The sequence below is a fragment of the Blastomonas aquatica genome, from assembly GCF_014639875.1.
GTDB lineage: Bacteria > Pseudomonadota > Alphaproteobacteria > Sphingomonadales > Sphingomonadaceae > Blastomonas > Blastomonas aquatica.
Window position 1 is genome coordinate 314561 of sequence record NZ_BMGD01000002.1, and the last position, 14261, is coordinate 328821.

General features: G+C 62.9%; 14 protein-coding genes. 6 read left to right on the forward strand and 8 right to left on the reverse strand.

The window, feature by feature from the left end; all coding sequences use genetic code 11:
- Positions 1-5: 5 nt before the first annotated feature.
- Positions 6-1505 (reverse strand): CoA-acylating methylmalonate-semialdehyde dehydrogenase, encoded by a 1500-nt coding sequence (locus IEW00_RS05500; protein WP_188513382.1) that lies wholly within the window; start codon positions 1503-1505, stop codon positions 6-8.
- A gap of 140 nt (positions 1506-1645) precedes the next feature.
- On the opposite strand from IEW00_RS05500, the gene IEW00_RS05505 reads away from it, so the two are divergent.
- Positions 1646-2545, forward strand: a complete 900-nt coding sequence (locus IEW00_RS05505; protein WP_188513383.1) for a LysR family transcriptional regulator — start codon at positions 1646-1648, stop codon at positions 2543-2545.
- 145 nt (positions 2546-2690) lie between these two features.
- Here the strand turns inward: IEW00_RS05505 and IEW00_RS05510 are convergent, their stop codons facing one another.
- The 3 genes from IEW00_RS05510 to IEW00_RS05520 all read right to left on the reverse strand — a co-directional run bounded on the left by IEW00_RS05510 (position 2691) and on the right by IEW00_RS05520 (position 6116).
- Positions 2691-3128, reverse strand: a complete 438-nt coding sequence (locus IEW00_RS05510; RefSeq protein WP_188513384.1) for a hypothetical protein — start codon at positions 3126-3128, stop codon at positions 2691-2693.
- A 299-nt stretch (positions 3129-3427) separates the two neighbouring features.
- Positions 3428-4549, reverse strand: a complete 1122-nt coding sequence (locus IEW00_RS05515; RefSeq protein ID WP_188513385.1) for a zinc-binding dehydrogenase — start codon at positions 4547-4549, stop codon at positions 3428-3430.
- 25 nt (positions 4550-4574) lie between these two features.
- Positions 4575-6116: a M20/M25/M40 family metallo-hydrolase gene (locus IEW00_RS05520; protein ID WP_188513386.1), complete on the reverse strand. Its 1542-nt coding sequence runs from the start codon at positions 6114-6116 to the stop codon at positions 4575-4577.
- Positions 6117-6278: 162 nt separating this feature from the next.
- Here IEW00_RS05520 and IEW00_RS05525 point away from each other — a divergent pair, with 162 nt between their 5' ends.
- Entirely contained in the window at positions 6279-6707 is a 429-nt protein-coding gene (locus tag IEW00_RS05525; protein WP_188513387.1) for a hypothetical protein, read from the forward strand.
- Between the two features lie 34 nt (positions 6708-6741).
- On the opposite strand, the gene IEW00_RS05530 is transcribed toward IEW00_RS05525, so the two are convergent.
- Positions 6742-7020 carry a hypothetical protein gene (locus IEW00_RS05530; RefSeq protein ID WP_188513388.1) on the reverse strand — a complete coding sequence of 93 codons (279 nt, stop codon included), beginning with the start codon at positions 7018-7020 and terminating at the stop codon, positions 6742-6744.
- 264 nt (positions 7021-7284) lie between these two features.
- On the opposite strand from IEW00_RS05530, the gene IEW00_RS05535 reads away from it, so the two are divergent.
- Positions 7285-7545: a hypothetical protein gene (locus IEW00_RS05535; RefSeq protein WP_188513389.1), complete on the forward strand. Its 261-nt coding sequence runs from the start codon at positions 7285-7287 to the stop codon at positions 7543-7545.
- Between the two features lie 3 nt (positions 7546-7548).
- Here IEW00_RS05535 and IEW00_RS05540 read toward each other — a convergent pair whose 3' ends face one another.
- The 3 genes from IEW00_RS05540 to IEW00_RS05550 form a co-directional block, all read right to left on the reverse strand.
- Positions 7549-8283, reverse strand: coding sequence for a sterol desaturase family protein (locus tag IEW00_RS05540; RefSeq protein ID WP_188513390.1), 735 nt, complete (start codon positions 8281-8283; stop codon positions 7549-7551).
- A 122-nt stretch (positions 8284-8405) separates the two neighbouring features.
- Positions 8406-9020 (reverse strand): methyltransferase family protein, encoded by a 615-nt coding sequence (locus IEW00_RS05545; RefSeq protein ID WP_188513391.1) that lies wholly within the window; start codon positions 9018-9020, stop codon positions 8406-8408.
- Positions 9021-9104: 84 nt separating this feature from the next.
- Complete coding sequence (locus tag IEW00_RS05550; RefSeq protein WP_188513392.1) at positions 9105-9698, reverse strand: nitroreductase family protein; 594 nt, start codon at positions 9696-9698, stop codon at positions 9105-9107.
- A gap of 153 nt (positions 9699-9851) precedes the next feature.
- Here IEW00_RS05550 and IEW00_RS05555 point away from each other — a divergent pair, with 153 nt between their 5' ends.
- From IEW00_RS05555 to IEW00_RS05565, 3 genes are read left to right on the forward strand one after another with little or no spacing between them, the layout of a single operon-like run.
- Complete coding sequence (locus IEW00_RS05555) at positions 9852-11435, forward strand: peptide MFS transporter (protein WP_188513393.1); 1584 nt, start codon at positions 9852-9854, stop codon at positions 11433-11435.
- 59 nt (positions 11436-11494) lie between these two features.
- Positions 11495-12910, forward strand: a complete 1416-nt coding sequence (locus tag IEW00_RS05560; protein ID WP_188513394.1) for an amidohydrolase — start codon at positions 11495-11497, stop codon at positions 12908-12910.
- The gene (locus IEW00_RS05565; protein WP_373282589.1) at positions 12907-14238 is read left to right on the forward strand and encodes an amidohydrolase family protein; all 1332 of its coding nucleotides are present in this window, start codon (positions 12907-12909) and stop codon (positions 14236-14238) included. Before IEW00_RS05560 ends, IEW00_RS05565 begins: the two co-directional genes overlap by 4 nt.
- The last annotated feature ends 23 nt before the right edge of the window (positions 14239-14261 follow it).

Consider the following 14261-nt stretch of genomic DNA (forward strand, 5'->3'; position numbering starts at 1 on the left):
CCCAATCAACCCATCGTCGGGATGACGAAGGCGTTGCCGCCATCGACCGCGCCATCGGGCCAGCGCGAGGTGATCGTCTTGACCTTGGTCCAGAACTTGACGCCTTCCATGCCGTGCTGGTTGGTGTCGCCAAACGCGCTGCGCTTCCAGCCGCCGAAGGTGTGATAGGCGACCGGCACCGGGATCGGCACGTTGATGCCGACCATGCCGACATTGACCCGCGCGGCAAATTCACGCGCGGCGTGGCCGTTGCGGGTAAAGATCGCAACGCCATTGCCATACTGGTGCTTGCTGGGCAGGGCGACGGCTTCCTCGAAATCGGCAGCGCGGACGATCTGCAGCACGGGGCCGAAGATCTCTTCCTTGTAGCTGCTCATCTCGGTGGTGACGTGGTCGAACAGCGTCGGGCCGACAAAGAACCCGTTCTCGTGCCCCTGCAGCGTGAAGCCGCGGCCATCGACGACCAATTCTGCGCCTTCATCGATGCAGGTCTGGATCCAGCCTTCGACCTTGGCCTTGTGCGCGGCGGTGACGACGGGTCCGTAATCGGCATCGGGATCGGACGAGACGCCGAGGCGGAGCTTCTCGATCGCAGGGATCAGCTTGGCGCGCAGACGGTCTGCGGTCTCGTCACCCACGGGGACGACCACCGGCAACGCCATGCAGCGCTCGCCCGCCGAGCCGAAGGCGGCGCCCGCGAGATCCTTGACCACCTGGTCGAGATCGGCATCGGGCATGACGATGCCATGGTTCTTCGCGCCGCCCATCGCCTGGACGCGCTTGCCCGCAGCGACGCCGCGCTGATACAGATAATGCGCGACATCGGACGATCCGACGAACGACACGCCGGCGATGGCCGGGTGATCGAGGATCGCGTCGACCATTTCCTTGTCGCCGTGGACGACCTGCAGGATGCCATCGGGCAGGCCCGCTTCGCTCATCAGTTCGGCGAGACGGACGGGGACCGAGGGGTCACGCTCGGAGGGCTTGAGGATGAAGGCGTTGCCGGTGGCGATGGCGGGGCCGAACATCCACATCGGGATCATCGCGGGGAAGTTGAACGGCGTGATGCCAGCGCCGATGCCGATCGGCAGCCGCATCGAATAGACGTCGATTCCGGGGCCCGCGCCATGGGTGTATTCGCCCTTCGAGGCGTGCGGGATGCCGCAGCAGAATTCGATGACTTCCAGACCGCGCTGGATATCGCCCTTGGAATCGGCGTGGACCTTGCCATGCTCGCTCGAGAGCAAGGCGGCGAGTTCGTCGATATTGGCTTCGACCAGCGCCTTGAAGTTGAACATCACGCGCGAACGGCGCTGCGGGTTCGTCGCGGCCCAGGCGGGTTGGGCAGCGAGCGCGGCATCGACCGCAGCATCGAGCACGGCCTTGTCGCCCAGATCGACCTTGGCCTGAACCGTGCCGCTGTTGGGATCGAAGATGTCGGACTGGCGGGGGCTGGCGGGGGCGGTGGTGCCGCCGGCCAGGCGGTGGGTGACGATGCGCATGGTCGCTCTCCTGTGACAGTTCTGTTCGTTGGCCGCCGCTTTAGCCTCTGGCATAACTGCAAGCAATTGCGTAAAAACGTCACAACAGGCTGCATAAAAGCCATGGTCGGGAGCGGATGCGACATGAACGGACCAGTACCATGAACTGGGATGACCTGCGCATCTTCCTGATGCTGGCGCGCGCCGGATCGGTGGCGGAGGCGGCGCGGCGGCTCGAGATCGACCCCACCACGGTCGCGCGCAGGCTGGCGCGGCTGTCGGGCGATCTGCAATCGACATTGTTCGAGGCGAGCGGCAAGGGCATCGCGCTGACCGAACATGGCCGCAAGCTGCTGATCTATGCCGAGAATGCCGAACAGGCGCTGGTCGATGCGCGCACCGAGCTGACCGGCGAGCAGACGGTGTTTGCGGGCACCATCCGGGTCAGCGTCGCCGAGGGGCTCGCCGCCTGGGTCATCAGTCGCAAGCTCCCCGATTTCCACCGCCGCCACCCTGCGATCCGCATCGAGCTGGTCGCCACCAACGGGTTCTTGAACCCGAGCAAGCGCGAGGCGGACCTGGCGATCATGCTCTCGCGGCCCACCGCGGGGCCACTGAAGGTGCGCAAGCTGGTCGACTATCAGCTCGGCGTTTACGCGGAGCGCGACTATCTCGCCGCCGCCGGGCCTATCCAGAGCGTGGACGACCTGCGCCGCCACCCGCTGATCGGCTATATCCCCGATTTCATCTATGCCGACGAACTGCGCTATCTCGACGAGATCGGCCCCGGGCTCGAACCGGTACTGACCAGCTCGAGCATCAACGTCCAGCAAAGCCTGATCGCCAGCGGGGCAGGCGTGGGCATCCTGCCGTGCTTCATGGGCGAGCAGAACGCGCGGTTGGAGCGGGTGCTGGAAGGCAGCGTGACGATCCACCGCAGCTTCTGGCTGGTGGTGCACCGCGACATGCGCAAGTTGGCGCGGGTGGATGCGTTCATCGGGTGGCTGGATGATGTCGCGCGGAAGATCGCGCCGGGGGTGGGAGAGACCCCTACCACTTAGGGATTGCGCCAACCTCCCTCTCTCCCCTCGCGGGAGAGATACGAAGCCTTGCCAGCTCGCTGGCTAGGCGCAGTTGAGAGGGGGCGCGATCCTGGAGCTGACGCTCCAGACCCCTCTCCCAACCCTCTCCCGCAAGGGGAGAGGGCTATGGTTGTTCGAGCCTCAGGTATGGCAAACACGTCTCTTCGATGGCTTTAACCGATTGCTCGATGGCATCCGACACCTCGTTAACTTCATCAGCAGAGCGCGTCTTGCTTGCAAATAGTGCTCGACGGATCTTCAAAGTGAAATCTCTGTCGGTCCCGTTATGGTCGTCGATATAAGCATCCGCATATGTGAGCACGATATGAAACTGATGATGCAGAGTTTCGACAGCCTCTTCTAAATTTGGTCCGAAGAGCGCGCGGGCCATTGGCAGGCATTCCTCTAATTTTATCCGTTCATTCAGCGATCGGTCGGCTCGCATGTAATACGCTTGTGCAGTGATTATTCTCTTTTGTTCTTCACCAAGAGAGTGTTGCTTCCAAGATGGCGAATCGAGATTTAATTTTGCTTCGGCGGCAGCGCTCTCGCTACCTGGCATCCATGGCTATCGCAGGTAGGTAAGCGCCCGCCTCGCATTGTATGCAGCGTGCAGGATAACCTCGGCTTGGTCTCTATTGCGCTCAGCGAGTTTCTGATGCTTCCAAGCTGCGAGTCCGAGTTTGGCGGCGGCATAGACAGCAATCGCTCCTCCGAGCGTTCCTACGCCTTGGATCATTGTGCCAGTTGCGGCCCAATCTATTCCAGCGAGTGAAATCCCGACGCACATTGTATGTTACCTCTCGTCCCATCTGCACAGGTCGTTTGATACCGCGCTTTCTGCAATCCCGGGTTACCCCCTCAAGGCACCACCACCTGCCGGATCGCCGTCCCGCTCGCCAGTTCATCGAACAGCGCGTTGATCTCTGACAGCGGGCGCACCGAGCTCAGCAGTTTCTCCACCGGCATCCGTCCGGCGCGCCAGAGGGCGATGTAGCGGGGGATGTCGCGTGAGGGGATGGCGTTGCCCATGTAGCTGCCCATCAGCGTCTTGCCGTCGCCGACCAAGGAGACCGCGGGGATCGAGAGCATGTCCGCCGGGTTGGGAAGTCCCACGGTGACGACCCGCCCGCCGCGCCGCGCCAGGCCATACGCTTTCGCCAGCACCGCGGCCTTGCCGACGGTTTCGATCACCAGATCGGGCTTGCGGCCCAATGCTGCGATCACCGCGTCCTCGCCGTCCTCGGGCGGAACGGCAGCGACCGCGCCCAATTCCAAAGCCAACGCACGCTTGGCGGGGACGGGATCGATCGCGATCACCGGATGCGCGCCGCCTGCAATCGCCGCCATCAGCGCGGCGAGGCCGACGCCGCCCAGGCCGTAGACCACCACGCTTTCGCCCGCGCGCATGGCTCCGCCGTTGAGAACCGCGCCCGCGCCGGTCAGCACTGCACAACCGAACAGCGCGGCGATCTCGACCGGAATGTCGCCATCGATCTTCACCGCCGAGCGCCGGTCGACTACCGCGTGCGTCGCGAACGCCGAGGAGCCCAGATGATGCTGCACCTCGCACCCGTTCTCGGACAAGCGCCGATCGCCGCCCAGCAGCGTGCCCGCGCCGTTCGCCGCCGCGCCGTTGCCGCACAGATAGCCTTCGCCCGAATGGCAGCTTGGGCAATATCCGCACAGCGGAAGAAAGCTCAGCACCACGCGGTCGCCTACGCCAAAATGCTGCGCAGCAATTGCGCCTGGTTCGAGCACCGTCGCCACCGCCTCGTGCCCCAGCGCCATCGGCATCGGGCGCGGGCGGTCGCCGTTGATGACGGAGAGGTCGCTATGGCACAGCCCCGCCGCCTCGATCTTCACCAGCATCTCGTCCGCCCCCGGCGGAGCGAGGTCGATCTCGGCGAGGCGAAGCGGGTGGGAGTCGGCAAACGGCCCGGTGTGGCCGATGCTATCGAGAATGGCTGCGGTGATCTTCATCGGCGGGTCCTGACAGATCGCCCGCTCAGCGGACAGCCGCCATCTGGTAGAGCATCTCGACAAAGCCCATTGTCGCATCAGTGATCCCGGCGACCTTGGGGTTGGTCGAATCCACCACGAAATACTCGTCGGGGGCGTGCGCGCCGCTGCCATGGCCGATGCCGAAATGCCCGGCGGGGATGCTGACCGGCGGGGCGGTGAACACCGCGCCCGGCCAGGAGCCTGCAAGGCGCGGGTTGAGGTTGGCCTTGACCCCCATCTTGGCATAAGTGGCGAGCTCGGCCTTGATCAGCAGGCTGTCCTCGCTGACCTCGGTGGGGTCGTACCCGCCCGACACGATCGCCTCGACATCGGTGAAACCGTTCCTGTCGAGATGCGCGCGCAACTTGGCTTCGGCTTCCGCGCGGGTCTGGTTGGGGACGAGGCGGAAATCCATCTTGGCGACCGCGCGGCCGGGCAGAACGGTCTTGCCGCCCTGGCCGGTGTAGCCCGCGACCAGGCCTTCGATGTTGGCGGTCGGCTCTTGTTGCAACCGCACCAGCGCCTGTTCGAGCGGCAGGTCGTCGATCCAGTGGGTGACGCCGAAGCCGGCCTTCATCTGCGCCTCGTCCATGCCCTTGGCGGCCTCGGCGATCAGCGCCTTTTCGCGCGCCGTGAGCGGCCGCACATTGTCCGACCAGCCGCCGATCACGACATTGTTGCCGTCGGGCGAGACCAGGGTCTGCAGCGCCTGCACCAGTCGCCAAGTCGGCGAATCGATCATCGCCTTGTAGCTCGAGTGCACATCGCCCTTGGGTCCGCGACCCCATTTTTCGCCGCTGGCGATCAATTCGAGTTCGATCATCCCCTTCGATCCCAGATTGACCTGGACCTCGCCGTTCGCTCCCTGCCAGCATGCGGGGATGAAGATGCCTGCGCATTGGCGGAGCGCGGCGAGCACGTTGGGCTTTGTCGCGATCTGCTTGAAGTTGGGCGATCCGATCTCTTCCTCGCCTTCGGCAATCAGCACGATGTTGACCGGCAGCTTGACTCCCGCATCCTTCATTGCGTGCAACGCGGCGAGGAAGGTCGCCTGTGGGCCCTTCTGGTTGATCGCGCCGCGCCCGACGATCGCCTTGCCCCAGCCAGGCTTGTCGACGATCCGCGCCTCAAGCGGCGGCGAGGACCATTCGGCCGGATCGAACTGCTTGACGTCGTACATGAAATAGATGCCCAGCGTGCGTGGCGCGCCGACGTCGATGGTGCCGAACACGCCGGGGTAACCGTCGGACGGCACGGTCTCGATCCCGGTGAAGCCTGCGGCCTTCATCAGCTCGGCCATGTACGCCGCGCCTTCGGGCATATTGAGGTTTTCCGCAGCGATCGAGGGCAGAGCGATCCAGTCCTGGATTCGCTTGATATCGCCCGCGCGGTTGGCCTGCGCTGCCTTGCGGATCCGCGCGATATCGCCGTCCGCCGCGATCGCAGCGCCGCTGCCGCCGGCTGTCAACGCGAGCCCTCCGCCGACCAAGGCTGCCGACCGCAGAAAATCGCGCCGTTCGAATGCGGGGGTTGGGCTGGTGGTCATGCGGTGGTGCTCCCTGGCTTGGTATCGGCAGGGACGATGGCGAAATGCGCCGGACCGGGCAAGTGATTAACCAGTTCGTAACCACGCTACGTTTAGCCAGAATAAAGATGTAAAATCACGCTTCCGCCAGTTCAAGCGGCGCACAAGGTAACGATTAATCCCATGAAGTTTCGGATGTTTTGTGCACAGCATGATGAGATGGCGCAGGTCACACGGGCAATCGTGGAGCATGTCACGGACCTCACGCGGGGCAGGGCGCTGGAGGCTGACGATCCCCTGCCGGGCCTGAGGTGGACCCTGTCGCGGACGGTCGCCAACCATTGTTCGGCAGAGGTCGAGCTGCTGCGCGACCACTTGCAGCGCAATCCACAGATCGGCATCGACAGGGCTGACATGGTGCGTAGATATCACGATGAGTTGCTGGCATGGCGCAGCGCATTGATGGAGTGCAATGCCGATTGGCCCCCAAAGCGGGTCACGCAGGAACCGTCAGGATTTCTCGATGTCTTCAGGCCTTTGGCCGATGCGCTGTATCAGCGTATTCGCTGGGAGGAGCATGAGTTCTATCCCAAGGTGCTGGGCCGCACCTGACGGTCGTCCAAACCTGCAATGCTTCGTAAAGGGGTCAATCTGCTGCGGCAGTACCGCTGCGGGTCACCCGGAATATCGGCTGCATCGGTTGCGCTGCCACGTTGGCTAGCGGGATCGCGGTCTCGCAGGTCGCGCACTCGGCGCTCATCCGCCCGACATGCCAGCTTTTGCCGCCACAGCCCGGGCAATGGTTGACGTCGCCGCTATGATACAACGGCATGAACCCACGTTGCACGATACGACGTGAAAAGGCATGCCCCGCTGCCAGCGACTGGCCTGGGGCAAAAGCGTGCCTGGAGAGTTGCATCGTCATGTCCTGTTTCCTCAAGTGCATCGCTGGAAGTACGCACTAACGGCGAATCGGTTTCCTGCAGCGACGATCCGTTTTTCACGAAGCACCCATGCGGCGGCGGGTGCTCGACTGCCGGATCGAACCCATGGCAACGATATCTCGCATTCTGTCGGGTAGGCTGCTATCACGTCGGCATCCGTTCGCCGGGATGAACGCCGATGATGCGCACATCCGCGTCCGTCGCAGCCTGATCGCGGGAACACCAACCTCAAAGGAGGGCCTAGCGTGCGCGTAACCGAAAAATTCTGCCGCGAGCAGGAAACCCTGCAGATCGCCAAGGCAGCCGCCGAACCTTTGAAGAACCGCCAGGATATCGCACTCAGCGCCGCCAAGGCATGGGATGCCGCCGCGCAGCTCGCGCACAAGCAGGAATCCAAGGAAGAACCGCTCGACAAGCTCGACGCTGCGATCACGCGCGAGTTCGCAGACGAAGAGGCGGCTGGCGACACGGGTGATGACGTTGACCTGGATCCGGAACTGAATTGATCGTCAGGGACTGGGGCGCGATTCACCAGGCGATATTGGGGATGGCAGGACAGGCTGGCTGACGAGTTCCACCGGCTCAGTGGAGTTCGACTCGGACTTCAACCCGAACGGTTGCAGCAGGTGGCTGAGATAACGCTGTGCGATTGCTCCGCCGGTACCATAACGAACAGGCAGGCTGCGTTCTCCGGGAACGTAATGCGTGCCAAACAGGCGGTCGAAGATCGTCAGCTGACCCCCAAAGTTGTGATCGTGAGCCTCAATCTGGTCAGCATGGTGCCAATGATGAAATCGCGGGGTGGTAACCAGCCACCCCAGCGCCCCCAGGCTGATCCGCACATTCGAATGCAGCATTGGTGAATGCACGCGATAGATAAGCGCGTAAATCAGCAACGGCAATGGCGAGAACCCCAGCACCAAGGCAGGCAGCGCGATCAGTGTTGAATTGAAGATTTGGTCGATGGGATGGACGCGAAAAGTGGCAAGCCAATCGAGATGCTCGCTCGAATGGTGCACAGCATGAAACCGCCAGAGTGCCGGAACAGCATGGCACAGCCGGTGCGCGACGTAGAAACACAGATCCGACAGCACCAGCAACTCGACGAACTCCAGCCAATCGGGCTGCGCGCGGATCGCTTCGCGAACCGGTTCGGGCACGACTGAGATAGCCAAAACACTCGCAACCACCAAAGCAAGGACCATGCCCAACCGGATTACCATCCCGGTAAGGAATACGTGCATCAGATCGATTCTCCATCCCGGACGGAAGATTTTCTGACCGGGATGAAGCGGGAGCAGCCGTTCAAGCACTATCAACGCGATACCAGCGCCTAGCAGGAACAGCAGCTCATGGAGGCTGAACATCAGTACACAAACGGCATCAGCCGGAACCGCACCTTTTGCGCGTGGACCCGGTACGCGGCGTCTTGTAGGAGCACCAGTTCTTCAGCCCGAATGCGAGCAACCTGACACACGGTCCAGACCACTATAAGCGCCGCATTGAACAGCGAAGGGTTGAGTATCAACATACCGGCATATGTCAGGAAATAGCCGAGATACATCGGATGGCGCACTGCGCTGTACAGGCCGGTGCTCTTGATGCCACGATTGGCGGCAACGACTCCAAAACTACGGCGAAGCGAGAGCTTTGCACCCAACGAAATGACGGTACCGAATATCAGGAGCGCTGCGCCGCCAATCCAGCCGTTGCCCGATGGAATCAGTAGCATTGGAAGCATGGTACCGGAGATTCCGACAGCCCAGTCATAAGGCTTGACGCTGATCGCATCTGTCGACCGCCGCAGCAGCACGAACATCGCCACCGCGCCTTCAGACAGCAGAAAGAAAAGATTGAACGGCGTATCTTGCAGGCTGCCAACAATGCGATAGCACAGCCAAGCGAACAGCAGGACGATCACCGCCCGTTCAAACAGGTCGAGCAAGAGTCGGAATTTGCGTGCGGGATCAAGATCGGTCATGTGCGAAGCGTAATCCTGCAGGCTTACGGCTTGGTTAAATTTCAAGGGTCCGGGTGGATTTCTGCATGTTCCCAGAGCATTCTATCAAAACAGGTGCGCCCGCCAATCGCTGAACACCGCATCCATCTCGGGCCTCGGTCGCTCCTCGAGCGGCTGGCTGGCTGTGCCGAGGAACAGGAACCCTGCAATTGTCTCGGGCGCGGTCCCGAAATGGTTGCGGACGGCATCGCTATAAGATGGCCAGCCGGTGATCCAGCCGCCGACAAAACCCGAAGCATGCGTGGCGTGGAGCAGGTTCATGATGAATGCGCCCACTGAAAGCTCCTGCTCCCACAGCGGGATCTTGCTCGCTTCGCGTGGGGAATACAGCACCACCAGCAACTCGGGTGCCTGGCGTGCGAAGGTCTCCATCGCCTCGATCTCGAGCCTGCCTGCCTCGGGCTTTTCGGCGCGATAGGCGGTGGTTAGCACATCGGCGAGAGCATCGCGCTGGTGGCCGGCAATATGCACCACTCGCCAGGGGTTGAGCTTGCCATGATCGGGCGTCCGCGACGCCGTGGCGACGATGGCGCGCAACTGGGCGGCATCGGGCCCGGGCGCTATCATGTCGCGCGGACGGCCAGACCGGCGGCTCGCGAGATAGGCGGTCACGGATGAGAGGTCGTTGAACTGGTTCACAATGGGCTCCGGTGGCGAACAGGAAAACGGCAATGCGGTAACATGTGCAACAAGGCGCTTCACAGCCGCGCATTTTTGTCTAGGTTGACGCCCACGCTATGGCGGACCCGGGGACAGGCCGCCATTATAAAAATCGACGGGAGCAAAGCGATTATGGCCAGCGGTTATGCCGTCAGCGGCGATTCCAAAGGCACGTTTCTGGGCCACCCCAAGGGTCTGTACGTGCTGTTCTTCGCAGAAATGTGGGAACGGTTTTCCTATTACGGCATGCGCGCGCTGCTGATTTTCTACCTCACCAAGCACTGGCTGTTTTCGGACGAGCAATCGGGAGTCATCTACGGCGCTTACACCGCGTTGGTATACATTACCCCCGTTCTGGGCGGGTATCTGGCCGACCGCTATCTCGGCCAGCGCAAGGCGGTGACCTTCGGCGCGGTGTTGCTGACCTTCGGCCATGCGCTGATGGGTTTTGAAGGCACCGGCGGTCAGGATCCGACTTCGCTGACCATTTTCTGGCTCGCGCTGGCGTTCATCATCGTCGGCTCGGGCTTCCTCAAGGCCAACATCTCGGTGATCGTCGGTCAGCTTTATCCGCGCACCGATGTCCGCCGCGATGGCGCGTACACCATCTTTTATATGGGCATCAATCTCGGCGCATTCCTGGGTTCGCTGGCCTGCGGCTATCTGGGTGAAGTCTATGGATGGTCCTATGGTTTCGGTGCAGCTGGCATCGGCATGCTGCTGGGCCTGGTCGTCTTCATCCTCGGCAAGCCTTTGCTATGCGGCCGCGGCGAGGCCCCCGATCCGGCAGCGCTGGCCGCGCCGGTGATGGGCATCAAGAAGGAATGGCTGATCTATGGCGTCGGTGTTGCTGCGGTGCTCGGCATCTGGGCGCTGATCCAGTACCAGTCGGTTGTCGGCTGGCTGCTTCTGGTGTCTGGCATCGTGCTGGTCGGCTATGTGCTGATCACCGCGGTGACCAAGCTGGAGCCGCATGACCGCGACCGGATTTTTGCCGCAATGTTCCTGATCCTGGGATCGATCCTGTTCTGGGCGCTGTTCGAACAGGCAGGCTCCTCGCTCAACCTCTACACCGATCGCTATGTCGATCGCGGCGGGGTTCCGGCGTCAGTGTTCCAGTCGGTCAACGCGATGTATATCGTGCTGCTGGCGCCGTTCTTCGCCGCGATCTGGACCTGGCTCGGCCGCAAGGGGCTCGAGCCCTCGGCGCCCGCCAAGTTCGGTTTGGCGATGGTCCAGCTGGGCGCGGGCTTTCTGGTGCTGGTTGCAGGCGCGGCAGCCACCGGAGCGGGTGTGCCGACCCCGGTGCTGTTCATCTTCCTGATATACCTGCTGCACACCACCGGCGAACTGTGCCTGTCGCCTGTCGGCCTCAGCGCGATGAACCGGCTGGCGCCGGCGCATATGGCATCGCTGATCATGGGAACCTGGTTCTTCGCTTCGGCTTCGGGCAATTTCGTCGCCGGGCTGATCGCTGCGGCAACCGGCTCTGAAGCGGCCAGTGGCGAAGGTGCAGGCCAGCAGACGGTGCTCGACGTCTATTCGAACATCGGCTGGATCGCGATCGGCGTGGGCGTCGCGGTGATGGTGGTGTCTCCGCTGATCAAGAAGCTGATGCACCTCGATACGCTCAAGGACGCAGAGCCGCTCGCGGGCGAAGCCGAACTGGCGGAGAACCAGGCCGCTGGCATCCATCCGGCGACGCGCGGAGCCTGACTTCTCTCCACGACAAAACACAAAGTGCGACACAACAAAGTGCGACAGGGAAAATACACATGAAATACGGGTTCACCGCGCCGCTGGCGGCCATATTGGTCGTCGGTTGCGCCAACACTGCAACGGCCGAACGGCCCGTATCGTCGGGGAGCACCACCTCCAGAGAGCGGGTCAGCTTCAACGAAAACCCGTATCCCAGCACCTACAAGCCCTATGGCGGCGCGGCGACCGCGATCCGCAATGTCACGGTGTTCGATGGCGAAGGCGGCCAGATCGACAACGGCGTGGTGTTCTTCTCGGATGGCAAGATCACTGCGGTGGGCGGCGCGGATACGCCGATCCCGGCCGATGTCACCGTTATCGATGGCACCGGCAAGTTCGTGACCCCCGGCATCATCGATATTCACAGCCATCTGGGCAATTATCCCTCGCCCGGCGTGCAGGCGCATGCGGATGGCAACGAGGTGACCAGCCCGGTCACCGCCGATGTGTGGGCCGAGCACGCGGTTTGGCCGCAGGACCCCGGCTTCAGCCGTGCGCTCGCCAATGGCGGCATCACGTCCCTGCAGATCCTGCCGGGATCGGCAAACCTGTTCGGTGGCCGCTCGGTCACGCTCAAGAACGTGCCTGCGCGCACTATGCAGGCGATGAAGTTTCCCGATGCGCCCTATGGCCTCAAGATGGCGTGCGGCGAAAACCCCAAGCGGGTGTACGGCAGCCGCAACCAGAAGCCCGGCAGCCGCATGGGCAACCTGGCGCTCAACCGCCAGACCTGGGCGCGTGCCGTAGAGTACAAGGCACGCTGGGATGAATATGACCGCAAGGGCGGCACGCCGCCTGCGCGCGACATCGGGCTGGATACCCTCAAGGGTGCGCTCGAAGGCAGGATCCAGATCCACAACCACTGCTATCGTGCCGATGAAATGGCGATCGTGGTCGATATGGCCAAGGAGTTCGGCTACACCGTCGCTGCCTTCCACCACGCGGTGGAAAGCTACAAGATTGCCGACCTGCTCAAGGATAACGGCATCTGTTCGGCGGTATGGGCCGACTGGTGGGGCTTCAAGATGGAATCCTATGACGGCATCCCGGAAAACGCCGCGATCATCCAGAACGCGGGCGCTTGCACCATCATCCATTCGGACGATCAGGACCAGATCCAGCGGCTGAACCAGGAAGCCGCCAAGGCTTTGGGCGATGGCCGGCGGATGGGATTCAACATTTCGGACGCCACCGCGATCAGCTGGCTGACCTACAACCCCGCCAAAGCGATGGGCATCGCTGACAGGACCGGTAGCCTGAAACCGGGCAAGATGGCCGATGTCGTGCTATGGAACGCCAATCCGCTGTCGGTCTATGCCCGGCCCGAAAAGGTTTGGGTCGATGGCGCGATGCTGTATGACGCCAACGACCCCACCCGCCGCCCGGTGAGCGACTTCGAATTGGGCCAGCCAGGTTCGGGAGACACCAAATGAGCCGTACCATGAACCCGATGGGGAAAAAGGCGCTGCTGTTCGTTTCCGCTGCAGCCACGCTGTTTGCAGCCCCCGTCGCTGCCCAGACGATCGCGATCACCGGCGGCAAGGTCGTCATCGGTGATGGCAGCGCGCCGATCGAGAGCGGCACCGTGGTGCTACGCGATGGCAAGGTCGTTGCTGCTGGAGCCGGCGTTGCCGTTCCTGCAGGTGCGCAGGTGGTCGATGCTGCCGGACGCTGGGTCACCCCCGGCCTGTTCGCGGGCTTCAGCCGGTTGGGGCTGATCGAGGTCGAAGCCGTCCGCGAAACCAACGACAGCAGCGCGAGCTCGGGTGAATTTTCGGCTGCTATCGATGTGGTCCCCGCAATCAACCCCAAGGTCACGCCGATCGCGGTCAACCGGGCGGCGGGCATCACCCGCGCGGTGGTGGCTCCCGCAGCGCCTGCTTCGATCTTCGCGGGAATGGGCGCGCTGATCGATCTGGGCGATGACTACGACGCCGTCACCAAGCCGCGCGCCTTCCAGTTCGTCGAGCTGGGCGAGGCGGGGTCGTCCAAGGCAGGCGGCAGCCGCGCCTCGGCGTTCCTCGAGTTCCGCAATGGCCTGATCGAGGCCAAAGCGCTTGCAAGTGGCCAGCGCGGTGTCGCCGCGCACCCGCACGATGCGCTGCTCAACCGCCAGGATGCTGCCGCGCTCGTACCCGTGGTCAATGGCGACATCCGGCTGATGGTGCATGTCGAACGCGCGGCCGATATCCTCAATGTGCTCAAGCTGCGCGAGGAGTTCCCTGCGCTCAAGCTGGTGCTGGTCGGAGTATCGGAAGGCTGGCTGGTCGCCAATGAGATCGCAGCAGCCGGTGTGCCGGTGATCGCCTCGGCGCTCAACGATCTGCCGTCCGAGTTCGAGAAGACTGCCGCGACCCAATCGAACATCGGCCGCATGAAGCGCGCCGGGGTCACCGTCGCGATCGGCATGATCAACGACAGCGATGCGCACAAGCTGCATTACTCGCCGCAATATGCGGGCAATCTGGTGGCGCTGCAGCGCGTGCCGGGTGCTGCCGGGCTGACATGGGATGAGGCGTTCGCCACGATCTCGTCGGGCCCTGCACAGGCGATGGGGGTCGATGCGATGCTCGGCAGCCTCAGGCCCGGCCGCCAGGGCGATGTCGTGATCTGGGATGGCGATCCGCTCGAGCTTTCGTCGGCACCGGTCGCGGTGATGATCGATGGCGTCCAGCAGCCGCTCGACAACCGTCAGGCGCGTTTGCGCGATCGCTATCGTACACCGCAGGAAGGGGCTTTGCCCAAGGCCTACGAACGGTAATATAACGCTGATACAGGCGGGCT

What these genes read in the sequence shown, in the direction of transcription:
- IEW00_RS05500 (WP_188513382.1), bottom strand. Translation starts at nt 1,505, where the DNA reads ATGCGCATCGTCACCCACCGCCTGGCCGGCGGCACCACCGCCCCCGCC.
- IEW00_RS05505 (WP_188513383.1), top strand. Translation starts at nt 1,646, where the DNA reads ATGAACTGGGATGACCTGCGCATCTTCCTGATGCTGGCGCGCGCCGGA.
- IEW00_RS05510 (WP_188513384.1), bottom strand. Translation starts at nt 3,128, where the DNA reads ATGCCAGGTAGCGAGAGCGCTGCCGCCGAAGCAAAATTAAATCTCGAT.
- IEW00_RS05515 (WP_188513385.1), bottom strand. Translation starts at nt 4,549, where the DNA reads ATGAAGATCACCGCAGCCATTCTCGATAGCATCGGCCACACCGGGCCG.
- IEW00_RS05520 (WP_188513386.1), bottom strand. Translation starts at nt 6,116, where the DNA reads ATGACCACCAGCCCAACCCCCGCATTCGAACGGCGCGATTTTCTGCGG.
- IEW00_RS05525 (WP_188513387.1), top strand. Translation starts at nt 6,279, where the DNA reads ATGAAGTTTCGGATGTTTTGTGCACAGCATGATGAGATGGCGCAGGTC.
- IEW00_RS05530 (WP_188513388.1), bottom strand. Translation starts at nt 7,020, where the DNA reads ATGACGATGCAACTCTCCAGGCACGCTTTTGCCCCAGGCCAGTCGCTG.
- IEW00_RS05540 (WP_188513390.1), bottom strand. Translation starts at nt 8,283, where the DNA reads ATGCACGTATTCCTTACCGGGATGGTAATCCGGTTGGGCATGGTCCTT.
- IEW00_RS05545 (WP_188513391.1), bottom strand. Translation starts at nt 9,020, where the DNA reads ATGACCGATCTTGATCCCGCACGCAAATTCCGACTCTTGCTCGACCTG.
- IEW00_RS05555 (WP_188513393.1), top strand. Translation starts at nt 9,852, where the DNA reads ATGGCCAGCGGTTATGCCGTCAGCGGCGATTCCAAAGGCACGTTTCTG.
- IEW00_RS05560 (WP_188513394.1), top strand. Translation starts at nt 11,495, where the DNA reads ATGAAATACGGGTTCACCGCGCCGCTGGCGGCCATATTGGTCGTCGGT.
- IEW00_RS05565 (WP_373282589.1), top strand. Translation starts at nt 12,907, where the DNA reads ATGAGCCGTACCATGAACCCGATGGGGAAAAAGGCGCTGCTGTTCGTT.